Below are 22588 nucleotides of genomic sequence, written 5' to 3'. Positions count from 1 at the left end.
CCCGGACCGCTCAGACGGCCGGCACGCAGCGCCCGTCCTCGGTGCGGTAGCGCCACTTGGCGCCGTCCTCGACCAGTTCCCGCACGGCGTTCACGAACCGCTCGACGTGCTCGTCGGGGGTGCCCGCGCCGAAGCTGACCCGGATGGCGTTGAGGGACTTCTCGCCGGGCTCCGCCTCCGGGGCGCCGCACTCGCCCTGGCTCTGCGGGTCGCTGCCCAGCAGGGTGCGCACCAGCGGGTGGGCGCAGAACAGGCCGTCGCGCACGCCGATGCCGTACTCGGCGGAGAGCGCGGCGGCGAAGTGGGAGCTGTTCCAGCCCTCGACGACGAAGGAGATCACGCCGACGCGCGGGGCGTCGTCGCCGAACAGGGACAGCACCCGCACCCCCGGGACATCGGCCAGGCCCGCCCGGACGGTGTCGATCAGGTGCTGCTCGCGGGCGACGAGGGTGTCGAAGCCGGCCTCGGTGAGCGCCTTGCAGGCGGCGGCGATGGAGTAGGCGCCGATGACGTTCGGGGAGCCGGCCTCGTGGCGGGCGGCGTTCTCGTGCCACTCCACGTCCACGCCGCCGTCCGCGCGCCGGGTCACCTTGCGGCTGGCGCCGCCGCCGGCCAGGTACGGCTCGGCCTCGCGCAGCCAGTCGGCGCGGCCGGCCAGCACCCCGGAGCCGAACGGCGCGTACAGCTTGTGCCCGGAGAAGGCGACCCAGTCGACGTCCAGGTCGCGCAGGGACACCGGGTGGTGCGGGGCCAACTGGGCGGCGTCCAGGACGATCCGGGCGCCGTGCGCGTGGGCGGCGGCGGCCAGTTCCCTGACCGGCCACAGCTCGCCGGTGACGTTCGAGGCGCCGGTGACGCAGACCAGGGCCGGGCCGTACGGGTCGCGGTCGGCCAGCGCCCGCTCCAGGGTCTCCACGGCCTGGCGGGGGGTGCGGGGCGCGTCGAGGTAGCTGACGCGGGCGTCCTGCCAGGGCAGCAGGGAGGCGTGATGCTCGGTCTCGAAGACGAAGACCTGGCAGCCGGCCGGCAGGGCGCGGGCCAGCAGGTTCAGGGAGTCGGTGGTGGAGCGGGTGAAGACGACCTGGTCGGTCTCGCGGCAGTCGAGGAACTCCGCGACCGTCCGGCGGGCGTTCTCGAACAGGTCGGTGGAGAGCTGGGAGAGGTACCCGGCACCGCGGTGGACGCTGCCGTAGTAGGGGGCGTAGGCCGCCACGTCGTCCCAGACGCGCTGGAGGGCGGGCGCGCTGGCCGCGTAGTCGAGGGCCGCGTAGGTGACCTCGCCGCCGGTGACCAGCGGGACGGTGACGTCCCGGCCGAGGACGGGCAGCGGGGCGCAGACGGAGCGGTCGGTGGCAGCGGTGGAGACAGACATGGGTGAACTCCCGTGCAGGCAGGCGGAACCCACCACGCGAGCGGCGGCGCTCGAGCGCGATGAGGTGAAGGACGGCGGATGCCGGAGAACGCCACGACGGCGGGTATGGGGCCGCGGGGCGCGGGAAACGCGGAGGCGGGGCTCTGCGGCCCTATCGCATTCGCTTGCTCACGGAAGGCTCCCTCGAACGACCAGGACCCCTGGCCCCGCGCTCCTTCAGAAGCGCGCGAGGGGTCCGCGCTTGCCGCGGACCTTGCTGTCCGCGACCTGGTCTTCACCCGGGGCACCCCGCCACGGACGGAGGGTTGCCGGACAGTCGGCCGGGGCCGAATGACTGTCGCTCATGACCTGCCGGAAAACGTACGCGACGTGATCGCCGCGCCGCAACCCGTGTCCGGATGCCGGAACGGGAAAACGACCCCCGCGCCGCGGGCGGAGACCACGGTGGCGGGGGCCGGCCGGCCCCCGCCACCGCCCGGCTCAGGCGTTGCTGACGGCCACCCAGCGCTCGAGCGTGCGCTTGGCGGCGCCGGAGTCGATGGACAGCGCCGCCCGCTCCATACCGGCGCGCAGCTGCGCCGCGAGGGGCTCCCCGGTCGGGTCGAGGGCCACCAGGGCCGCCGCCGAGTTCAGCAGGACGGCGTCCCGCACCGGGCCCGTCTCGCCGTCCAGCAGCCGGCGGGCGACCTGCGCGTTGTACGACGCGTCCGCGCCCCGCAGGGCCTCCACCGGGACCGGTTCGATGCCGACGTCACGCGGGTCGAAGGTCTCCTCGCTGACCTTGCCGTCCCGCACCACCCACACCCGGGAGGTGGTGGTGACGGTCAGCTCGTCCAGCCCGTCGTCGCCCCGGAACACCAGCGAGGAGTTGCCCCGCTCGGCGAAGACGCCGGCCACGATCGGCGCCATGCGCGCGTCGGCGACACCGACCGCCTGGGCCCGCACCCGGGCCGGGTTGGTCAGCGGCCCGATCACGTTGAAGGTCGTACGGATGCCGAGCTGGCCGCGGGCGGAGGCGACGTGGCGCAGCGCCGGGTGGAACTTCACCGCGAAGCAGAAGGTGATCCCGGCCTCCGCGGCGACCTGGGGGACCCGCTCCACCGGCAGGTTGAGGTTGACGCCCAGCTTCTCCAGGACGTCCGAGGAGCCCGACGCCGAGGACGCGGCCCGGTTGCCGTGCTTGACGACCTTCGCGCCGGCGCCGGCCACGACGATGGAGGACATGGTGGAGATGTTCACCGTCTTGGCGCCGTCGCCGCCGGTGCCGACGATGTCGACGGTCCGGCCGGGCACCTCGATGACGTTGGCGTGCTCGTACATCGCGCGGACGATGCCGGTGATCTCCTCCACCGTCTCGCCCTTGGCGCGCAGCGCCACCAGGAAACCGGCGATCTGCGCGTCGGTCGCCTCACCGCGCAGGATGCGGTCCATCGCCCAGGCGGTCGCGTCGGCGCTCTGGTCCCGGCCGTCCAGCAGGGCGTTCAGCACGCCGGGCCAGGAACGGCCCGCCGCGGTGTCGCCTCCAGCGGGGGTCACAGCGCTCATAAGCCGCTCCTGGGTCAGGTGTCCCGCACCGCGGGACGGGGAGTCTCGGAGAGTCCACCCTATCCAGCCCCGGGGACCGCGAAGGGCCCCGTCCGAACACCGGACGGGGCCCTTCGACCGTGGCGTGGCGACGTGGGATCAGTGGTGGCCGTGGCCGCTCGTGATCTCCTTGTACTCCTCGGCGGTCGGCTTGGCGATCTGGTTGTCCTCGCCGTAGTAGGCGCCGCTGAGCTTGGCGCGCAGGCGCTCGGTGGTCTTCACCTTGCGCTCGACGCCGTTGTCGTCGACCGCCGGACCGATGGCGGCCGGCTGGTACTGGTGGTGGGCCGTGAGGGTGTGCAGCTGCTCCTGGCTGAGCGGCTCGTGCACCTCGATGAACTCACCGTGCGGCAGCCGCTTGATGATGCCGGTCTCGCGGCCGTGCAGCACCTTGTCGCGGTCCCGGCGCTGCAGCCCCAGGCAGATCCGCTTGGTGGTAATGAACGCGATGACCGGTCCGGCGAAGAAGAAGATCCGGACGAACCAGGTGACGGCGTTGATCGACAGGTGGAAGTGGGTGGCGATGAGGTCGTTGCCACCGCCCACCAGTCCGACCATGTACACGGTGACCCAGGCGACGCCGAACGCGGTGCGCGTCGGGGCGTTGCGCGGGCGGTCCAGGATGTGGTGCTCGCTCTTGTCGCCGGTGACCCAGGACTCGACGAACGGGTAGAGCGCGATCACCGCGAGGACCAGACCGAAGAGCACCAGCGGGATGAACACGCCCAGGACGAGCGTGTGACCCCAGAAGTTGATCTCCCAGCCCGGCATGTAGCGGACCAGACCCTCGGCGAAGCCCATGTACCAGTCGGGCTGGGCGCCGGTGGAGACCTGGTCGGGCCGGTAGGGGCCCATGGCCCAGATCGGGTTGATCTGGGTCACCGCGGCGATGGCCGCGATCACACCGAAGACCAGGAAGAAGAAGCCTCCGGCCTTCGCCATGTACACCGGCAGCAGCGGCATGCCGACGACGTTCTTCTCCGTCTTGCCCGGACCCGCGAACTGCGTGTGCTTGTGGTAGAAGACCAGGATCAGGTGGCCCACCATCAGGCCGAGCATGATGCCCGGCAGCAGCAGGATGTGGATCGAGTAGAACCGGGCCACGAAGTCGTGGCCGGGGAACTGCCCGCCGAAGAGGAAGTACGAGATGTACGTGCCGACGATCGGCGTGGACAGGATCGCGCCCTCGGTGAAGCGGACACCGGTGCCGGAGAGCAGGTCGTCCGGGAGCGAGTAACCGGTGAAACCGGTGAACATGCCCAGGACGAACAGCAGGAAGCCGAACAGCCAGTTGATCTCACGCGGCTTGCGGAACGCGCCGGTGAAGAACACGCGCATCATGTGCACGAACATGCCGGCGAGGAAGATCAGCGCGGCCCAGTGGTGGATCTGCCGGATCAGCAGGCCACCGCGCACGTCGAAGGAGATGTGCAGGGTCGAGTTGAACGCCTCGGACATCAGCTGTCCCTGCAGCGGGACGTAGCTGCCGTGGTACTCCACCTCGTTCATCGACGGGTGGAAGAACAGCGTCAGGTACACACCCGTGAGGATGATGATGATGAAGCTGTACATGCACACTTCGCCCAGCATGAACGACCAGTGGTCGGGGAAGATCTTGCGCATGTTGGACTTGGCCAGGGAGTAGATCCCCAGCCGGCCGTCGGCCCAGTCGGCGACTCGCTCGCCGGCCGGTGCCTTTCCGCGTGAGCGGCCCGACGCGTCGGCGGCAGGTGTGGTCGAAGCGTTGCGTTCAGTGCTCATCCGCGCTCCCAGAATGCAGGACCGACGGGCTCCTCGAAGTCGCCGAGCGCCTGGAGGTAGCCCTCGTCGTTCACGCCGATGCGGAGCTGGGGCAGGGCGTGACCGGCGGGGCCGAAGATCACTCGGGCACCGTCGGAGAGGTCGAAGGTGGACTGGTGGCACGGGCAGAGCACGTGGTGTGTCTGCTGCTCGTACAGCGAGATCGGGCAGCCGACGTGGGTGCAGATCTTCGAGTAGGCCACGATGCCCTCGTGGGACCACGCGAGTTCGCGCTTGTCCTTGATGTTGTCCGGCTGGAGCCGGATGATCATCAGGGCGGCCTTGGCGATCTCGTTCTGGAAGTTCTCGTCGTTCTCCTCCAGGCCCTCCGGCTTGGCGAAGGTCAGCGAGCCCACGGCCACGTCGGAGGCGCGCAGCGGCTGGTTGGTGTTGACGTTGACGAGGAGCTTGCCCTTCGACCACAGGGTGTGGCGGAGCGAGGTCCCGGGCAGCGGGCCGAGGTCGCGCAGCAGGACGATGCCGGAGAGCGGCACCAGGGTGAGCGCGCCGAGCATCGTGTTGCGGATCAGCTTGCGGCGGCCCAGCGCCGACTCCTTGGCACCTTCCCGGAAGTCCGCGTGCACCTGCGCGCGGACGTCGGCCGGAGCCTCGATCGGGTGACGCTCGGCGGCGACCTCCACGTCGGACATCAGGGTGCGGGCCCAGTGGACCGCGCCCGCGCCGATGCAGAACAGCGCCGTACCGAGGGTCAGGCCGAGCGCGAAGTTCAGCGCGCTCATGTGACCGATCGGGAAGATGAAGACCGACTTGTCGGCCGGGATCGTCACGTACGCGGCGATGAAGGCGACCGTGGCCAGCATGGACACCGTGAACAGCAGGGCGACCACGCGCTCGGACCGGTTGGCGGCCCGCTCGTCGACGTCCTGGATCCGGTGCTCGTGCGGCGGGAGGCCCGGGTCGGCGAACGGGTTCCGCTCGTCGGCGACGCTCACCGCGCCGTGCGCGTTGTGTCCTGCGGACTGCTCGGCAGGCAGGTTCTCTTCTGGAATGTCTTGGCTACTCATGACTTCTTGGCCTTTGCGGTCCGAGCGGCGACCCAGACGGCGACCGCGATCAGGGCACCGAGTCCGAAGATCCAGGCGAACAGACCCTCGCTGACCGGCCCGAGGCCGCCCAGGGAGAGACCGCCGAAGTTCTCCGTCTGGTCACCGTTGACCGCGTTCAGGTACGCGATGATGTCCTTCTTGTTCTTCTCCGTCAGCGTGGTGTCGGGGAAGGACGGCATGTTCTGCGGGCCCGTCTGCATGGCCTCGTAGATGTGCTTCGGGTCGACGCCGTCGAGGCTCGGCGCGTACTTGCCCTTGGTGAGCGCGCCGCCCTTGCCGACGAAGTTGTGGCACTGGGCGCAGTTGGTGCGGAACAGTTCGCCACCCGCGGCGATGTCCGCGCCGTTCGGGCCGTACTGCTCCGCCGTGGGTACGGCCGGACCGGCACCCAGCGAGGAGATGTAGGCCGCGAGCTGGTCGATCTCGCCCTGGGAGTACGAGACCTTCTTGCTCGGGATCTGGGCCATCTCGGAGGTGGACGCCGGCATGCGGCCGGTGCCGACCTGGAAGTCGACGGCCGCGGCGCCCACGCCCACCAGGCTGGGCCCGTCGGAGGTGCCCTGACCGCCGGTGCCGTGGCAGCTGGCGCAGCCGACCTGGTAGAGCTTCTTGCCCTCCTGAATGGTCAGGGACTGGGACGTCTCATCGGCCTGTGCCGTGCTCGCGGGTGCGAACGCGGCGTACAGCCCCCCAGTGGCCGCCAGCGCGAGGAGTAGGACGACGACCGCCGCCAGCGGATGGCGTCGTCGTGCGGAGAGCTTTTTCACGGATTACCCCGGTGTCAGGATCTTCTGCGTCGATGCTGCGTATATGGATCGGATGGCCGCTTCCGGCTACCCCGATTACTTGATCAAGTAGATCGTGGCGAAGAGGCCGATCCAGACGACATCGACGAAGTGCCAGTAGTAGGACACGACGATCGCGGCGGTCGCCTGCTCGTGGGTGAACCTCCTGGCCGCGTAGGTGCGGCCGAGGACCAGCAGGAAGGCGATGAGGCCACCGGTCACGTGCAGGCCGTGGAAGCCGGTGGTCAGGTAGAACACCGAGCCGTACGGGTCGGAGGACAGGGAGATCCCGTCCTTCTTCACCAGCTCGGTGTACTCGTAGATCTGACCGCCGATGAAGATCGCGCCCATGATGAAGGTGACGATGAACCAGCCCCGGAGCTTCTTCACGTCACCTCGCTCGGCGGCGAACACGCCGAGCTGGCAGGTGAGCGAGGAGAGCACCAGGATCGTGGTGTTCGTCGCGGAGAAGGGCACATTGAGCGCGCGCGCCATCTCCTTCCAGTGATCCGGTCCGGTCACCGATCGGAGGGTGAAGTACATCGCGAAGAGGGCCGCGAAGAACATCAGCTCGGAACTCAGCCAGATGATGGTTCCGACGCTGGTGAGGTTCGGCCGGTTGACCGACGGGTGCGCGTGCCCGGTTTCTACTGTCGTTGCTGTCGCCACGACCGACATTATGTCGGTCGCTTATCCCGCCCTCACTCCGGGGGGTGCCGTTCGGAGTGTTGCTGCCTCCCGAACCGGTGCTGACGTGGTCTTCAGAGGGGTAACATCCGCCCGAACGGCCCTGTCCGTCCTGTCCGTACGACACTGACGTCTCGGAGGAACAATGCAGCCGACCGCCACGGTGCTGGTCTACAGCGACGACTCCAACACCCGGGAGCAGGTACGGCTGGCCACCGGCCGGCGGCCGGCTCCCGACGTCCCCGCGGTCGAGATCCTGGAGTGCGCGACCCCGGCGGCCGTCCTGCGGGAGCTGGACCGGGGCGGCATCGACGTGTGCGTGCTCGACGGCGAGGCGGTGCCCATGGGCGGCATGGGGATCTGCCGGCAGATCAAGGACGAGGTGTTCGACTGCCCGCCCGTGCTGCTGCTGATCGGGCGGCCGCAGGACGCCTGGCTGGCGACCTGGAGCCGCGCCGACGCCGCGGTGACCCTGCCGGTGGACCCGGTGGAGTTCGCCGCCGAGCTGGCCGCCCTGCTGCGCCGCAAGCGGCTGCTGAGCGCCTGAGTCCGGCGGGCGCGCCGCGGCCGCGCGGCCCGGACCCGCGAGGGGCCGGCCGCGCGGCCTGCCGCGCCGGTGGGTCCGTCCGCGGCGTATCCGTCCGCCGCGGGTGGGCCTCACAGACTCTGCGGCTGGAGTCTGACCGCGTCCTGCGGTGCGGGGCCCTCCGGTGCGCCGCCGGTCAGCGCGCTGCCGCCGCGCCACTTGGCCCAGTCGACGTTCCAGTCGCCGAAGCCGTTGCCGAAGGGCTCCATGTCGTCGCCGTTGGAGTTGACGACCTTGACGACGTCGCCCTCGTGGACGGTGTCGAAGAACCACTCGGCGTTGCTGGTGCTCATGCCGGTGCAGCCGTGGCTGACGTTCTCGTAGCCCTGGGACCCCACCGACCAGGGGGCGGCGTGCACGTACTCGCCGGACCAGGTCACCCGGGTGGCGTAGTAGACCGGCAGGTCGTAGGAGTCGGCGCTGCCCTCGGCGATGCCGACGGTCGTGCCGCGCATGCGTACGAAGTACTGCTTGGCCAGGACGACCTTGACCCCGTTGCGGGTCTCGTAGCCGGGCTTGCCGGTGGTGACGGGGATCTGGTTGATCTCCTGGTCGTTGCGGTAGACCGTCATCTGGTGCGCCGAGGCGTCCGTGACGGCGACCAGCTTGTCGCCGGTGGTGATCTTCAGCGGCTTGGCGGCGCCGCCCCACAGCCGGTCGTTGATCCTGATGCCCTCCAGGTTGCTGTGCACCTGGATGGTGCCGTGGCTGGGCCAGTACTCCTTGGGGCGGTAGTGCAGTTCCTTGTCGCTCACCCAGTACCAGGAGCCCGGGACGGCGGGCACCGAGTCGACCCGCAGGGCGCGCTCCACGACGGCCCGCTGGGCCTTGTCCTTGACCGCCTGGTCGAGCTGGGCGGTGATGGGCTGCCCGACGCCGTACTCGCCCGACTGCGGGCCGAAGGTGACGTTCAGGCGCTTGGTGCTGGTGGGTTTGCTGGTGTCGAAGACGAGGACCTTGCGGCCGGGGGCGCCGTCGTCGTCCTCCGTACTGATCCGCACCGTGTAGTGGGCGTTGGCGGCCAGCGGGGAGGTGCTGTGCCACCGGCGGCCGTCGGCGGCCAGTTCGCCCGCCACGAAGCGTCCCGTGGCGTCCTGGGCGGTGACGTCCGTGATACGGCCGTCGCCGCTGTCGACGGTGACCTCCAGGGGCTTGTCCGGGTCGGCCCGCTTCCCCGCGTCCGTGGGGCCGCTGAAGGAGATCTGGTCCGCCGCGTCGTACGGCTTGGCCGACAGGGGGTTGCCGTCCGAACCGCAGGCGGTGACGCCCGCGCCGACGGCGGTCACCAGCAAGGCGCAGCTGGCGACCGTGCGGGTCCGCGGAAAGTGGTTCATATGATCACGCTATGAGCTGGCGGACGTCCAGTCGCGGCGGGTGACTCAAACGAGCGAACGACACTGCGACAACGGCAGGAGCCCGGACTCTCCTGACGGAGTGTCCGGGCTCCCGGGCCGTGCGGCGCGTGCTACTGGGTGCGGTTCTCACCGCGGTAGTACTCGAACACCCAGCCGAACAGGCCGATCATGATGATCGGTGCGGAGAAGTACAGCAGCCACCAGCCGACCGCGACACCGAGGAAGGCCAGCGCGCCACCGACGCCCAGCGCGAGCGGCTGCCAGCTGTGCGGGCTGAAGAAGCCCAGCTCGCCCGCGTCGTCCGCGACGTCGGCGTCCTTGTCGTCCTGGGCACCGGCGTCCACCCGGCGGGCGGTGAAGCCCAGGTAGAAGCCGATCATCATGGACAGACCGAACGCCAGGAAGAGCGCCGTGGTGCCGGCGGGCTCCCCCGACCACACGCCATACACGATGGCCATGACCAGGATGAAGGCGCTCAGCCAGACGAACATCCAGCCCTGGATCTTCACTTGCCGGCCTCCTTGCTGCCCGCGATGGCGCCGCCCTGACCGGCGTGCTCGAGCTGCTCGAGCGCGGCGATCTCGGGGTGGTGCAGGTCGAACGCCGGGGATTCGCTGCGGATCCGCGGCAGGGTGAGGAAGTTGTGCCGCGGCGGCGGGCAGGAGGTCGCCCACTCCAGCGAACGGCCGTAGCCCCACGGGTCGTCGACGCCGACCGGCTTGCCGTACTTGGCCGTCTTCCACACGTTGTAGAGGAACGGCAGGATCGACAGGCCCAGCAGGAACGAGCTGATCGTCGAGACCGTGTTCAGCGCGGTGAAGCCGTCGGCCGCCAGGTAGTCGGCGTACCGGCGCGGCATGCCCTCGGCGCCCAGCCAGTGCTGGACCAGGAAGGTGCCGTGGAAGCCGATGAACAGGGTCCAGAAGGTGATCTTGCCGAGACGCTCGTCGAGCATCTTGCCGGTGAACTTCGGCCACCAGAAGTGGAAGCCGGAGAACATCGCGAACACCACCGTGCCGAACACCACGTAGTGGAAGTGCGCCACCACGAAGTACGAGTCCGAGACGTGGAAGTCCATCGGCGGCGAGGCCAGGATGACACCGGTCAGACCACCGAACGTGAAGGTGATCAGGAAGCCGGTGGCCCACAGCATCGGCGTCTCGAAGGACAGGGAGCCCTTCCACATCGTGCCGATCCAGTTGAAGAACTTCACACCGGTCGGGACGGCGATCAGGAACGTCATGAAGGAGAAGAACGGCAGCAGCACACCGCCGGTGACGTACATGTGGTGCGCCCACACCGTCACAGACAGACCCGCGATCGAGATCGTCGCGGCGATCAGGCCCATGTAACCGAACATCGGCTTACGGCTGAAGACCGGGATGACCTCGGAGATGATGCCGAAGAACGGCAGCGCGATGATGTACACCTCTGGATGGCCGAAGAACCAGAAGAGGTGTTGCCACAGCAGCGGGCCGCCGTTGGCGGCGTCGAAGACGTGGGCACCGAACTTCCGGTCCGCCTCCAGGGCGAACAGGGCCGCGGCCAGCACCGGGAAGGCCAGCAGGACCAGCACACCGGTCAGCAGCACGTTCCAGGTGAAGATCGGCATGCGGAACATCGTCATGCCGGGCGCGCGCATGCAGATGATCGTGGTGATGAAGTTGACCGAGCCGAGGATCGTGCCGAAGCCGGAGAAGGCCAGACCCATGATCCACATGTCGGCGCCGAGACCCGGCGTGCGGATCGCGTCCGACAGCGGGGCGTAGGCGAACCAGCCGAAGTCGGCGGCGCCCTGCGGGGTGAGGAAGCCGGCCACCGCGATCAGCGAGCCGAACAGGTACAGCCAGTAGGCGAACATGTTCAGCCGCGGGAAGGCGACGTCGGGCGCGCCGATCTGCAGCGGCATGATCCAGTTGGTGAAGCCCGCGAACAGCGGCGTCGCGAACATCAGCAGCATGATCGTGCCGTGCATCGTGAACGCCTGGTTGAACTGCTCGTTCGACAGGATCTGCAGACCCGGGCGGGCGAGTTCGGCGCGCATCAGCAGCGCCATGACGCCGCCGATCAGGAAGAACGCGAACGACGTCGCCAGGTACAGCGTGCCGATCGTCTTGTGGTCCGTGGTCGTCAGCCACTTGACGACGACCTCGCCGCGACGCTGGCGCCGTACCGGCAGCTCGTCCTCATAGTGGGACCCTGCTGCCGCGGCACCCTGGGGTTCGTTGAGGATGCTCACAGGATGTTCGACTCCCGGTTCTTCTCGTGGGCCGTCTGCTCGATGCCCGCGGGAATGTAACCGGTCTGCCCCTTCTTGACGAGGTCCTTGAGGTGCTGCTCGTAGCGCTCCGGAGAGACGACCTTCACGTTGAACAGCATCCGGGAGTGGTCGACGCCGCACAGCTCGGCGCACTTGCCCCTGAAGGTGCCCTCCTGGTTGGGAGTCACCTGGAAGGCGTTGGGGTGGCCCGGGATGACGTCCTGCTTCATCAGGAACGGCAGCACCCAGAAGGAGTGGATGACGTCGCGCGAGGTGAGGACGAAGCGGACCGTCTTGCCCTTGGGGAGCCAGAGCGTCGGGCCGGGGTTGCCGGTCTGCGGGTTCCGCGTGCCCGGGGTACCGACGTCGTAGACACCGCCCGCGTCGGCCGGGAAGTACTTCTTGTACCGGTCCGGTACGCCGGCCAGGTTCTTGTCGGTCTTGGCGTCGCCGGTGGAACCGGGGACGCTCTCGATGTAGTTGAAGCCCCAGCTCCACTGGAAGCCGACCACGTTGACCGTGACGTCCGGCTTCTTGTCGAGATCCAGGAGCTTCGACTCGTCCCGGGCCGTGAAGTAGAACAGCACCGAGATGATGATGATCGGGACCACCGTGTACAGGGCCTCGATCGGCATGTTGTACCGGGTCTGCGGAGGAACTTCGACCTTGGTGCGGCTGCGCCGGTGGAAGATCGCACTCCACAGGATCAGGCCCCACACCAGCACGCCGACGGCGAGCGCGGCAGCCCAGGAACCCTGCCACAGGGAGAGGATCCGCGGAGCCTCTTCCGTGGTCGGGGTGGGCATGCCAAGGCGGGGGAAGTCCTTGTATGTGCAACCGGTAGCGGTCGCCAGGACCAGGCCCGCGGTCAGTGCCTGCAGCAGCTTCCGCCGCATCGGGCGCCGCGGCGAGCGGTCGGAGCCGTTGGGACTCACGTAGCGCCTTCCCGAGAGTCTCGCCCGCGCGGTCGGCTGCGGCCTTCTCGCTGGTCGGTCGCCGCCCTGCGTCGGGCAGGGTTTGGATGTTTATGCGGACCAAACCCTAGCCGACGCCCTCCGGGGCTTCGCGGGGAGGGGGGCATACGCGCCGCCCGTCACCCCGAAGGGGTGGGATCGGGCGCCCAATAGCTCCGGTTGTGGCGGTTTGACGTGCGGTCGCGGACCCATCGTGGCTGGTGGCACGGTCCGTTGCGGTCGCGCCGCGCCCCGTGCCCCGCCCTCCCGCTCCGGCGTCCTACCGTTGCCCTGTGTCCTACTTCGACGCGGCCTCCGCCGCCCCGCTCCATCCCGTCGCCCGCCAGGCGCTGTCGGCCTCCCTCGACGAGGGCTGGGCGGACCCCGCCCGGCTGTACCGGGAGGGCCGCAAGGCCCGGATGCTGCTCGACGCGGCCCGGGAGGCGGCCGCCGAGGCCGTGCGGTGCCGCCCCGACGAGCTGGTCTTCACCTCCTCCGGGACCCGGGCCGTCCACACGGGTGTCTCGGGGGCGCTGGCCGGACGGCGGCGGACCGGACGCCACCTGATCGTGTCAGCGGTCGAACACTCGTCGGTCCTCCATTCGGCGGAGGTGTTCGAGGCGGCCGGCGGGACGGTGAGCCAGGTGCCCGTCGGCCGGACCGGAGCGGTGGACCCGGCCGCCTACGCCGCCGCGCTCCGGCCGGACACCGCGCTGGCCTGTCTTCAGTCCGCCAACCACGAGGTGGGGACCGAGCAGCCGGTGGCGGAGGTGGCACAGGCGTGCCGGGCGGCCGGGGTGCCGCTGCTGGTGGACGCGGCCCAGTCGCTCGGGTGGGGCCCGGTGGAGGGCGACTGGTCGCTGCTGGCGGCCAGCGCCCACAAGTGGGGCGGGCCGCCCGGGGTGGGGCTGCTCGCCGTGCGCAAGGGTGTGCGGTTCGCGGCCCAGGGGGCGGTGGACGAGCGGGAGTCGGGCCGGGCGGCCGGGTTCGAGAACATCCCGGCGATCGTGGCGGCCGCGGCCTCGCTGCGGGCGGTACGCGCCCGGGCGGCCGAGGAGGCGGTACGGCTGCGGGAGCTGACGGAGCGCATCCGGGCGCGGGTGCCGGGGCTGGTGGCGGACGTGGAGGTGGTGGGCGACCCCCTGCGGCGGCTGCCCGGGATCGTCACCTTCTCCTGTCTCTACGTCGACGGGGAGGCGCTGCTGCACGAGTTGGACCGGGAGGGCTTCTCCGTCTCCTCCGGGTCGTCGTGCACGAGCAGCACGCTGCGGCCCAGCCATGTGCTGACGGCGATGGGAGTGCTGAGCGAGGGGAACGTGCGGGTGTCGCTGCCGCCGGGTGCGGCGGAGGCGGACGTGGAGCGGTTCCTGACGGTGCTGCCGGGAGCGGTGGCCCGGGTGCGGGAGAAGCTCGGGGCGCCGCGGGCGGCCACCCAGGTGCGGAGCGGGGAGCTGGTCGTCGACTCCCTCGGCAAGCGGTGCCCGATCCCCGTCATCGAGCTGGCCAAGGTGATCGGCACGGTGCCGGTGGGGAGCACGGTCCGGGTGCTCTCCGACGACGCGGCGGCCCGGCTGGACATCCCGGCGTGGTGCGAGATGCGGGGGCAGGAGTACGTGGGCGAGGAACCGGCGGAGCGCGGGGCGGCGTACGTGGTGCGGCGGGTGGACTGAAGGGGGCCGTGCGGCCGCCCGGGTACGGAGGCGGTGCCTCCGTACCCGGGCGGGCGGTGCCTCCGTACCCGGGCGGGCGGTGCCTCCGTACCCGGGCGGCCGTCCCGGCGTCCGGTCCCGGAACGCGGCCGGGGGCTCAGCGCAGGTGGGTGCGGACCTCGTCGGCCGCCTCGTCGCCGTAGGCCTTGGTGAAGCGGTCCATGAAGTTGGCCCGGCGCAGCTGGTACTCCTGGGTGCCCACCGTCTCGATGACCAGGGTGGCCAGCATGCAGCCGACCTGGGCCGCGCGCTCCAGGGAGACGCCCCAGGCGAGGCCGGAGAGGAAACCGGCCCGGAAGGCGTCGCCGACGCCCGTGGGGTCGGCCTTGCGCTCCTCGTCCGGGCAGCCGACCTCGATCACGTCCTCGCCGGCCCGCTCGATGCGCACGCCGCGCGCACCGAGGGTGGTGACGCGGTGGCCGACCTTGCCGAGGATCTCGGCGTCGCCCCAGCCGGTCTTGGACTCGATGAGCCCCTTCTCGTACTCGTTGGAGAAGAGGTAGGTCGCGCCGTCCAGCAGGATCCGGATCTCCTCGCCGTCCATCCGCGCGATCTGCTGGGAGAAGTCAGCGGCGAAGGGGATGTCCCGGGAGCGGCACTCCTCGGTGTGGCGCAGCATCGCCTCGGGGTCGTCGGCGCCGATCAGGACCAGGTCGAGGCCACCGACCCGGTCGGCGACGGTCTTCAGCTCGATCTGGCGGGCCTCGCTCATGGCACCGGTGTAGAAGGAGCCGATCTGGTTGTGGTCGGCGTCCGTGGTGCACACGAAGCGGGCGGTGTGCAGGGTCTCCGAGATGCGCACGGACTCGGTGTCGACGCCGTGCCGGTCCAGCCAGGCGCGGTACTCGTCGAAGTCGAAGCCGGCGGCGCCGGCCAGGATCGGCCGGGTGCCCAGCTGTCCCATGCCGAAGGCGATGTTCGCGCCCACGCCGCCCCGGCGCACGTCCAGGTTGTCGACCAGGAAGGAGAGCGAGACCGTGTGCAGTTGGTCCGCGACCAGCTGGTCGGCGAAGCGGCCGGGGAAGGTCATGAGGTGGTCGGTGGCGATGGAGCCGGTGACTGCGATGCGCACGGCGTGGACTCTCCTGGAGGGAGGCGAAGTGACAGTTCACGCTACCGGGTCGGATCGCGTCACTGAAGCCGACAAAACTACCCGATAGTAGCTCTTTCTTCGCACGCCTCGGCGTGCCTACGGTGCGGTCATGACGAACCTCGAGGATCACGCCCCCGCCCAGGCCGAGCTGGACGGCGACCTGGCGTCGCTGCGCGGCGACTGCGCCCGGATGGCCCCGCGCTGGGCGGCGCCCCGGCACACCGGCAGCCGCCCGGTCCCGCCCTCGCTCATCCACGGGGTGGAGGTCCCGGCCAGGTCCGCCCGGCTGCTGGACGCCCTGTCGGAGTACGGCGACACCCTCTAGTACGCCGGCTCGTACTCCGGCAGGAGGGAACCGCGCGCTCCCCTGGCCCGTCCCATCACCGTCCCCCGCGCGGGGGACGCAGCAGACGTGGGACACGGACCGGCAAGGAGCGATGCGGTGGACACCGAGCGGCCTGAGAACCCCGAGCAGCCCCCCGAGCAGCCCGAGGACGCCGGGACGACCCCCGCGGCGGACGGCGGGGCGCCCGGCGCCGGCAGCGGCAGCGCGCCCGGGGACACCCGCGGCGAGCGGCCGCCGAGCGGCCCCGGGGAGGGCTCCGACTCCGGCCCCGGCCCCGGCGACCGTCCCGGTGCCGCGAGCGGCCAGGACGACGGTCCCGGTGAGCGGGCCGGGCGACGGCGCTCCCCGGTGATCATCGCCTCCGTGGCGGCCGCCGTGCTGCTGGCCGGGGGCGGCGGGGCGTACGTGGCGGCGAACGGCGGCCCGGGACACCGTACGGGCTCCGCTGCGTCCGGCGCCCACGGCACTCCCCCGCCGCTCGCGCTGGACGGGTACCCGGGCGCCGCGAACGGCATCGCGCCCGGGGAGCCCAACCCCTACGGCGTCACCTACCGGGCGGCGGGCACGCTGCCGGCGGGCCCGGGGTCGGCCCCGGTGTACGTGGCGTCGGGCCGGGTCGGCAAGGACGACGTGGCCCGGCTGGCGAAGGCGCTGGGTGTCGCGGGGGCGCCGGTGGCCGAGGGGCAGGACTGGCGGGTCGGGGCCGGCCGGGACGGTTCGGGGGCGAGCCTGCGGGTGAGCCGGCAGGCGCCGGGGGCGTGGACGTACACCCGGTACGCGCCCGGCACCGACAACTGCACCAAGATCACGGTGTGCGCGCAGGACCCGGGCGTGCCCGCCGACGACCCGGTGAGCGTGGCGGCGGCGAAGAAGGCGGCGGCGCCGGTGCTGGCGGCGCTCGGCCAGCGGACCGCGAAGCTCGACGCGGGTCAGGTGATGGGCTCCCAGCGGGTGGTGGACGCCGAGCCGGTGGTGGACGGACTGCCCACCTACGGCTGGACGACCGGGCTGAGCGTGGACGCGCGGGGTGAGCTGATCGGCGGGCACGGGCTGCTGGTGGCGCCGGTGAAGGGCGACACGTATCCGGTGCTGGGTGCCGCGAGCACGCTGGAGCTGATGAACACGGCGCCGGCGGGCCGGCACCGCATGGGGATCGGGGGCTGTGCGTCGCCGGTGCCCCTGAAGGACCGGCTGGAGCAGCCGTGCGGGGCGTCGGCCTCGGCGGCCCCGCTGACCCCGGCGCACCCCGTGACCCCCTCCCAGGGCTCCGGGGGCTCCCAGGGCTCCTCGGTGACGGTGGAGAGGGCGGTGTTCGGTCTGTCCGCGCAGTCCGTCGGCGGGCACCGGGCGCTGGTGCCGTCCTGGCTGTTCGGGGTGCGCGGGTCGCAGGCCCGGGGCGCCTTCACGGTGGCCCACCCGGCGGTCGACCCGGCCTACCTGGTCTCGCCGGAGTCCGCGTCGGCGTCCGGGTCCGTGCCCGGGTCGGCGCCGGTCTCGCCGCCGGCCGGGAAGCGGACCGCGCGGGTGACGGGCTACAGCACGGCCGGCACCGCCCTGACCGTCGCCTTCGAGGGCGGGGTGTGCGCCGACTACACGGCTTCGGCCACCGAGAGCCCCGGCACGGTCACCGTCACCGTCACCGAGACACCCTGGCCGGACAAGGTCTGTGTGCTGATCGCCAAGGTCTACCACCGCACGGTGCATCTGAAGCGGCCGCTCGGGGACCGGAAGGTGGCCGCGCCGGACGGCCGGCGGATCGCGAAGGAGCGGCCGGGCGCGCGCCTGCCGAAGACGGCCCACTCCTCGCCGCCGGCGGCCGGGTCCCGCTGACGGCCCCGGTGGCGCCCCGCGGCGCACGGCGGTGAACGCACGCGAAGGCGGCGGCCCCGGTACGGGGACCGCCGCCTTCGCGACGTGCGGGGTGCGGCCGGGCCGGCGGCTCAGCTGAAGGAGTCGCCGCAGGCGCAGGAGCCCGTCGCGTTCGGGTTGTCGATCGTGAAACCCTGCTTCTCGATGGTGTCCACGAAGTCGATGGTGGCGCCGCCGAGGTACGGAGCGCTCATCCGGTCGGTGACGACCTTGACCCCGTCGAAGTCCTTCTCCACGTCACCGTCGAGGGAGCGCTCGTCGAAGAAGAGCTGGTACCGCAGGCCGGAGCAGCCGCCGGGCTGGACGGCGACGCGCAGGGCGAGGTCGTCCCGGCCTTCCTGGTCGAGCAGGGCCCTGACCTTGGACGCGGCGGCGTCGGTCAGGACGATGCCGTCGGTGACGGTGGTGGTCTCGTCCGATACGGACATCTACATCTCTCCCGGGTTGTACGGAGACTGCTTGCCGACGGGTGCAACCGCCGGGGCCGCGGATTCATTCCGGGCCGGGCTTTTCGTCTTTCGTTCCCTTCTCATGCTCGCACACGCCGCCCGGGCGGGAAACGTCGGACGTCCGGCCGGCATCGGCTCGACCGGGATTCATGTCACATCGACACTATGGCCGTCGTCAAAGTGACGTGAACCGGATATGATAGATAGCGTCAGTTAGACGAAAAGTAGAAAGGGTGCGTGACGTGACCACCGCCCAGACCCCGGAGCTGGACGTACAGCCGTCTCCGCTCGCCCTGCTGCTGCTCGGCCGCGAGGCCGACCCGAAGAGCGAGCGGGGCGTCGAGTGTCCCGGTGACCTGCCCTCGCCGTCCGACCCGGACCTGGTCGAGCGCGCCCGCGCCGCCAAGGAGAGACTCGGCGACAAGGTCTTCGTGCTCGGCCACCACTACCAGCGTGACGAGGTCATCCAGTTCGCCGACGTCACGGGTGACTCCTTCAAGCTGGCCCGGGACGCGGCCGCCCGCCCGGAGGCCGAGTACATCGTCTTCTGCGGTGTGCACTTCATGGCCGAGTCCGCGGACATCCTGACCTCGGACGACCAGAAGGTCGTGCTGCCCGACCTGGCGGCCGGCTGCTCCATGGCGGACATGGCGACCGCCGAGCAGGTGGCCGAGTGCTGGGACGTGCTGACCGAGGCGGGCGTCGCCGGGCAGGTCGTGCCGGTCTCCTACATGAACTCCTCCGCCGACATCAAGGCGTTCACCGGCAAGCACGGCGGCACCATCTGCACGTCGTCGAACGCGCAGCGGGCGCTGGAGTGGGCCTTCGAGCAGGGCGAGAAGGTCCTGTTCCTGCCCGACCAGCACCTCGGCCGCAACACCGCCGTGCGCGACCTGGGCCTGTCCCTGGACGACTGCGTGCTGTACAACCCGCACAAGCCGAACGGCGGGCTGACCACCGAGGAACTGCGCGCCGCCAAGATGATCCTGTGGCGGGGCCACTGCTCGGTGCACGGCCGCTTCAGCCTGGAGTCGGTGAAGGACGTGCGCGAGCGCATCCCGGGCGTGAACGTCCTGGTCCACCCCGAGTGCCGGCACGAGGTCGTGGCGGCGGCTGACCAGGTCGGCTCCACCGAGTACATCATCAAGGCCCTGGAGGCGGCCCCGGCGGGCTCCAAGTGGGCGATCGGCACCGAGCTGAACCTGGTCCGCCGGCTGGCGAACCGTTTCGCGCCCGAGGGCAAAGAGATCGTCTTCCTCGACCGGACGGTGTGCTTCTGCTCCACCATGAACCGCATCGACCTGCCGCACCTGGTGTGGACCCTGGAGTCCCTGGCCGAGGGCACGCTGGTCAACCGCATCGAGGTGGACAAGGAGACGGAGGCGTTCGCCAAGCTGGCGCTGGAGCGGATGCTGGCACTGCCGTAACGGCTGCCGCCCACCCTTTCTCCGAGCCCGAGGCCCCGGCCCCCGCGCGAACGCGGGGGCCGGGGCCTCGGGTGTGCGGGGTGCCGGGGGTGCGGGGTGCCGGTGCGGTCAGACGCCGGCGGGCTCGCGCACCTGGGTCTCGCGCACCTCCCGCTTCGCCGCCCGCTTCGCCCCGCGGCGCTCCTTGCGCAGCTCCAGCATCGCGTAGAGCGTGGGCACCAGCAGCAGCGTCAGCAGCGTGGAGCTGATCAGGCCGCCGATGACGACCACCGCCAGCGGCTGGGCGATGAAGCCGCCCTCGCCGGTGACGCCCAGGGCCATCGGGAGCAGGGCGAAGATCGTCGCCAGGGCGGTCATCAGGATCGGGCGCAGCCGGTGCCGGCCGCCCTCGATCACCGCCTCCACGACGCCGTGACCCTGCCGGCGGTACTGGTTGATCAGGTCGATCAGCACGATGGCGTTGGTCACCACGATGCCGATCAGCATCAGCATGCCGATCATCGCCGGGACGCCCATCGGGGTGCCGGTGACGATCAGCAGGCCTATCGCGCCCGTCGCCGCGAACGGCACGGAGACCAGCAGGATCAGCGGCTGGGCCAGCGAGCGGAACGTCGCCACCAGGAGCAGGAAGACGATCGCGATCGCCGCCAGCATGGCCAGGCCCAGGTTCTTGAACGCGTCGTCCTGGTCGGAGGTGACGCCGCCGATCTCGGCGGTCGCGCCCGCGGGCAGCTTCACGGACTTCATCGCGGACTGGAGCCGGGAGCTGACCGCGCCGGTGTTGTCACCGGTCGGCTTGGCCGTGATCGTCGCGGCGCGCCGGCCGTCGATGCGGGTCATGGAGACGGGCCCGTCCACCAGCCGGACCGTGGCGATGTCGCCGAGCCGCACCGTGCCCAGACGCAGGGCGCGCAGCTGCTTCAGCGTCCGGGCCGGCTTCGCGGAGCGCACGACGACGTCCCGCTCGGTGTCGTCGAGGACGGCGGTGGCCGCCATGGTGCCGCGCACCGCCTCGGTGACGGCCGCGCCGAGCGTCCGGTCGTCGAAGCCCGCGGCGGCCGCCTTGGAGTTCGCCCTGACCGAGATGCGCGGCACGCTCTGCGCCAGGTCGCTGGTGACGTCCGTGACGTCGTCCAGGCCGGCCACGGTGGAGCGCACCCGCTCCGCCGCCGTGCGCAGCACCGCCGGGTCGGCGGCCTTGACCACCACGCTGAGGTCCTGGTTGCCGAAGCCGTCACCGCCGGAGACGGTGGTCGTACCGATGCCCTTCAGCTCCTTCAGGCCGTCCTCCAGGCGGCGCTGGACGTCGTCGTACGACGCCGAGTCCGCCAGCATGACCTGGTACGACGCCTGGTTGCTGTCCGTGCCGCCGCCGAAGGCCGCCATGAAGCCGGAGGAGCCGACGGTGACCTGGTAGTCCTTGACGCCCTCGGTCGAGGCGAGCAGCTTCTCCACCCGGCGGGCCTGCTCGTCCGTGGCCGCGAGGCTGGTGCCGGGCTTCAGCTCCTGCTTGACGGTGAGGACCTCCTGGTCGCCCTGGTCGAAGAAGTTCGTCTTCAGCAGCCCCGACATCCCGAAGGTGCCGATCAGCACGAACACCGCGATCAGCACGCTGGTCAGCCGGCGGCGGGTGGCGAAGCGCAGCACGGGGACGTAGAAGCGCTGGAGCCGGCTGGCGGCCTCCTTCTCCTCCGCGCGGCGGCGGGCCTCCTCGGCGTCCTCGGGGGTGCCCTTGGGGGCGCGCAGGAACCAGAACGACAGGACCGGGACCACCGTCAGCGACACCAGGAGGGAGGCGAGCAGCGCCGCCGTCACGGTGATGCTGAAGGAGCCGAACAGCGCGCCCACCATGCCGCCGACCAGGCCGATCGGCAGGAAGACGGCGACCGTGGTGAGGGTGGAGGAGGTCACCGCGCCGGCCACCTCGCGGACGGCGCCCAGGATCGCCGCGCGGCGCTCCTCGCCGTAGCCGAGGTGGCGCTTGATGTTCTCCAGGACCACGATCGAGTCGTCGACGACCCGGCCGATGGCGATGGTGAGCGCGCCCAGGGTGAGCATGTTCAGGGACAGGCCGCGGGTCCACAGCACGATCAGCGCGAGGACCACCGACAGCGGGATGCTCACCGCCGTGACCAGCGTCGAGCGCACCGACGCCAGGAAGACCAGGATGATCAGGACCGCGAAGAGCAGGCCGAGGGCGCCTTCCGTGGTCAGGCCCTTGATGGACTTCGACACCGCCGGGCCCTGGTCGCTGACGACGGTCAGCCGGGCGCCGGAGCCGAGGTCCCGGCGCAGCTTCGGCAGCTTGTCGCGGACCGCGTCGGAGATCGCGACGGCGCTGCCGTCGTGGTCCATGGTGACGTTCACCGCGAGGCTGGGGCGGCCGTCGGTGCGGGTGAGGGAGTCGGCCGGGGCCTGCTGCTCACGGACGGCGGCGACGTCGCCGAGGCGCACCGGCTTGCGGGCGCCCTGCCCGGTGACCATGAGGTCGCGGATCTGCTCCAGCGAGGTGAAGCCGCCGCCGACCTGGACGGTGCGGTTGGCGCCGGCCTCGTCGAAGGAGCCGGCCGGGACGGTGGCGCCGCCGGCCTGGAGGGCCTGGCCGAGGGCCGCGGCGGTGAGGCCGGCCCGGGCGAGGCGGGCGTCGTCGGGGGTGACGGTGACCTGGAGGTCGCGGACGCCGGTGACCTGGACCCGGCCGACGCCGTCGATGTTCTTCAGCTCGGGCACGACCGTGGTGTCGATCCGGTCGGCGAGGGCCTGCTGGTCGGCGCCGGAGGTGACGGCGAGGACCACGGTCGGCATGTCGTCCGTGGAGCCGGAGACGACCTGCGGGTCGACGTCGTCCGGGAGCTGCGCGCGGGCCCGGTTGACGGCCTGCTGGACGTCGCTGACCAGGCGCTTGGTGTCGTTGCCGTAGTCGAAGGACGCCATGATGACGGCGTTGCCCTCGGCGGCGGTGGAGGTGATGCCGCTGATGCCGTCGACGCCTTCGAGGTTGTTCTCGATGGGCTCGACGACCTGCTTCTCCACGACGTCGGGTGCCGCGCCCTGGTACGGCGCGACGACCGACACCATGGGCAGCGAGATGGTGGGCAGCAGCTGCTGCTTGATCTGGGGTATCGCGATCGCCCCGAAGACGAGCGCGATGAGGGACATCAGCCCGATCAGGGCCCGCTGCGCGAGGCTGAATCTGGACAGCCAGGACATGGGTCAGGGTCTCTCTTCGGTGAGCGGAAGGGCGCC

The 22588-nt window shown here is 70.9% G+C and carries 18 protein-coding genes and 1 riboswitch; of the genes, 5 read left to right on the top strand and 13 right to left on the bottom strand.

What is annotated here, in order from left to right; all coding sequences use genetic code 11:
- Positions 1-10 precede the first annotated feature (10 nt).
- The 6 genes from ACZ6CZ_RS03400 to ctaE form a co-directional block, all read right to left on the bottom strand.
- The gene (locus ACZ6CZ_RS03400) at positions 11-1372 is read right to left on the bottom strand and encodes an aminotransferase class V-fold PLP-dependent enzyme (RefSeq protein ID WP_469013979.1); all 1362 of its coding nucleotides are present in this window, start codon (positions 1370-1372) and stop codon (positions 11-13) included.
- A 232-nt stretch (positions 1373-1604) separates the two neighbouring features.
- Positions 1605-1721, bottom strand: a riboswitch (SAM riboswitch).
- A 131-nt stretch (positions 1722-1852) separates the two neighbouring features.
- Positions 1853-2917, bottom strand: a complete 1065-nt coding sequence (trpD, locus tag ACZ6CZ_RS03395) for an anthranilate phosphoribosyltransferase (protein ID WP_469013978.1) — start codon at positions 2915-2917, stop codon at positions 1853-1855.
- A gap of 138 nt (positions 2918-3055) precedes the next feature.
- On the bottom strand, positions 3056-4717 hold the full coding sequence (qcrB, locus tag ACZ6CZ_RS03390) for a cytochrome bc1 complex cytochrome b subunit (RefSeq protein WP_469013977.1): 1662 nt from the start codon (positions 4715-4717) through the stop codon (positions 3056-3058).
- Positions 4714-5781: a cytochrome bc1 complex Rieske iron-sulfur subunit gene (qcrA, locus tag ACZ6CZ_RS03385; protein WP_469013975.1), complete on the bottom strand. Its 1068-nt coding sequence runs from the start codon at positions 5779-5781 to the stop codon at positions 4714-4716. The genes qcrB and qcrA overlap by 4 nt, the downstream gene beginning before the upstream one ends.
- Positions 5778-6590 (bottom strand): cytochrome bc1 complex diheme cytochrome c subunit, encoded by an 813-nt coding sequence (gene qcrC, locus ACZ6CZ_RS03380; protein WP_469013973.1) that lies wholly within the window; start codon positions 6588-6590, stop codon positions 5778-5780. The genes qcrA and qcrC overlap by 4 nt, the downstream gene beginning before the upstream one ends.
- Before the next feature lie 75 nt (positions 6591-6665).
- Entirely contained in the window at positions 6666-7286 is a 621-nt protein-coding gene (gene ctaE / locus ACZ6CZ_RS03375) for an aa3-type cytochrome oxidase subunit III (RefSeq protein WP_469013971.1), read from the bottom strand.
- Between the two features lie 154 nt (positions 7287-7440).
- On the opposite strand from ctaE, the gene ACZ6CZ_RS03370 reads away from it, so the two are divergent.
- Positions 7441-7842, top strand: coding sequence for a response regulator (locus tag ACZ6CZ_RS03370; protein ID WP_469013969.1), 402 nt, complete (start codon positions 7441-7443; stop codon positions 7840-7842).
- Between the two features lie 110 nt (positions 7843-7952).
- Here the strand turns inward: ACZ6CZ_RS03370 and ACZ6CZ_RS03365 are convergent, their stop codons facing one another.
- The 4 genes from ACZ6CZ_RS03365 to ctaC form a co-directional block, all read right to left on the bottom strand.
- Complete coding sequence (locus ACZ6CZ_RS03365) at positions 7953-9215, bottom strand: L,D-transpeptidase (protein WP_469013967.1); 1263 nt, start codon at positions 9213-9215, stop codon at positions 7953-7955.
- A 131-nt stretch (positions 9216-9346) separates the two neighbouring features.
- Positions 9347-9745, bottom strand: coding sequence for a cytochrome c oxidase subunit 4 (locus tag ACZ6CZ_RS03360; RefSeq protein WP_469013963.1), 399 nt, complete (start codon positions 9743-9745; stop codon positions 9347-9349).
- Positions 9742-11475 carry an aa3-type cytochrome oxidase subunit I gene (gene ctaD, locus ACZ6CZ_RS03355; protein ID WP_469013959.1) on the bottom strand — a complete coding sequence of 578 codons (1734 nt, stop codon included), beginning with the start codon at positions 11473-11475 and terminating at the stop codon, positions 9742-9744. Before ctaD ends, ACZ6CZ_RS03360 begins: the two co-directional genes overlap by 4 nt.
- Complete coding sequence (gene ctaC, locus ACZ6CZ_RS03350) at positions 11472-12431, bottom strand: aa3-type cytochrome oxidase subunit II (RefSeq protein WP_469013957.1); 960 nt, start codon at positions 12429-12431, stop codon at positions 11472-11474. Before ctaC ends, ctaD begins: the two co-directional genes overlap by 4 nt.
- A 311-nt stretch (positions 12432-12742) precedes the next feature.
- Between ctaC and ACZ6CZ_RS03345 the strand changes: the two genes are divergently transcribed.
- Complete coding sequence (locus ACZ6CZ_RS03345; protein WP_469013955.1) at positions 12743-14119, top strand: aminotransferase class V-fold PLP-dependent enzyme; 1377 nt, start codon at positions 12743-12745, stop codon at positions 14117-14119.
- Between the two features lie 136 nt (positions 14120-14255).
- Here the strand turns inward: ACZ6CZ_RS03345 and ACZ6CZ_RS03340 are convergent, their stop codons facing one another.
- Positions 14256-15230 carry a carbohydrate kinase family protein gene (locus tag ACZ6CZ_RS03340; protein ID WP_469013952.1) on the bottom strand — a complete coding sequence of 325 codons (975 nt, stop codon included), beginning with the start codon at positions 15228-15230 and terminating at the stop codon, positions 14256-14258.
- Positions 15231-15360: 130 nt separating this feature from the next.
- Between ACZ6CZ_RS03340 and ACZ6CZ_RS03335 the strand changes: the two genes are divergently transcribed.
- Both ACZ6CZ_RS03335 and ACZ6CZ_RS03330 read left to right on the top strand, forming a co-directional pair.
- A complete protein-coding gene (locus ACZ6CZ_RS03335; protein WP_469013950.1) occupies positions 15361-15576 on the top strand; it encodes a hypothetical protein in 216 nt (71 codons plus the stop codon).
- A gap of 117 nt (positions 15577-15693) precedes the next feature.
- Positions 15694-17427, top strand: a complete 1734-nt coding sequence (locus tag ACZ6CZ_RS03330) for a hypothetical protein (RefSeq protein ID WP_469013947.1) — start codon at positions 15694-15696, stop codon at positions 17425-17427.
- A gap of 110 nt (positions 17428-17537) precedes the next feature.
- Here ACZ6CZ_RS03330 and ACZ6CZ_RS03325 read toward each other — a convergent pair whose 3' ends face one another.
- Positions 17538-17894 (bottom strand): HesB/IscA family protein, encoded by a 357-nt coding sequence (locus ACZ6CZ_RS03325; protein WP_469013944.1) that lies wholly within the window; start codon positions 17892-17894, stop codon positions 17538-17540.
- A gap of 263 nt (positions 17895-18157) precedes the next feature.
- Here ACZ6CZ_RS03325 and nadA point away from each other — a divergent pair, with 263 nt between their 5' ends.
- On the top strand, positions 18158-19342 hold the full coding sequence (nadA, locus tag ACZ6CZ_RS03320; RefSeq protein WP_469013941.1) for a quinolinate synthase NadA: 1185 nt from the start codon (positions 18158-18160) through the stop codon (positions 19340-19342).
- A gap of 108 nt (positions 19343-19450) precedes the next feature.
- Here nadA and ACZ6CZ_RS03315 read toward each other — a convergent pair whose 3' ends face one another.
- Entirely contained in the window at positions 19451-22552 is a 3102-nt protein-coding gene (locus tag ACZ6CZ_RS03315) for an efflux RND transporter permease subunit (protein WP_469013939.1), read from the bottom strand.
- Between the last annotated feature and the right edge of the window lie 36 nt (positions 22553-22588).

This window comes from Streptomyces sp. NPDC041135, assembly GCF_055592085.1.
This window is presented reverse-complemented; position numbering and strand designations above follow the sequence as displayed.

Bases quoted from the DNA above. Each gene is read 5' to 3' on its own strand.
- ACZ6CZ_RS03400 (WP_469013979.1), bottom strand. From the start codon at position 1,372: ATGTCTGTCTCCACCGCTGCCACCGACCGCTCCGTCTGCGCCCCGCTG.
- trpD (WP_469013978.1), bottom strand. From the start codon at position 2,917: ATGAGCGCTGTGACCCCCGCTGGAGGCGACACCGCGGCGGGCCGTTCC.
- qcrB (WP_469013977.1), bottom strand. From the start codon at position 4,717: ATGAGCACTGAACGCAACGCTTCGACCACACCTGCCGCCGACGCGTCG.
- qcrA (WP_469013975.1), bottom strand. From the start codon at position 5,781: ATGAGTAGCCAAGACATTCCAGAAGAGAACCTGCCTGCCGAGCAGTCC.
- ctaE (WP_469013971.1), bottom strand. From the start codon at position 7,286: ATGTCGGTCGTGGCGACAGCAACGACAGTAGAAACCGGGCACGCGCAC.
- ACZ6CZ_RS03370 (WP_469013969.1), top strand. From the start codon at position 7,441: ATGCAGCCGACCGCCACGGTGCTGGTCTACAGCGACGACTCCAACACC.
- ACZ6CZ_RS03365 (WP_469013967.1), bottom strand. From the start codon at position 9,215: ATGAACCACTTTCCGCGGACCCGCACGGTCGCCAGCTGCGCCTTGCTG.
- ACZ6CZ_RS03335 (WP_469013950.1), top strand. From the start codon at position 15,361: ATGACGAACCTCGAGGATCACGCCCCCGCCCAGGCCGAGCTGGACGGC.
- ACZ6CZ_RS03325 (WP_469013944.1), bottom strand. From the start codon at position 17,894: ATGTCCGTATCGGACGAGACCACCACCGTCACCGACGGCATCGTCCTG.
- ACZ6CZ_RS03315 (WP_469013939.1), bottom strand. From the start codon at position 22,552: ATGTCCTGGCTGTCCAGATTCAGCCTCGCGCAGCGGGCCCTGATCGGG.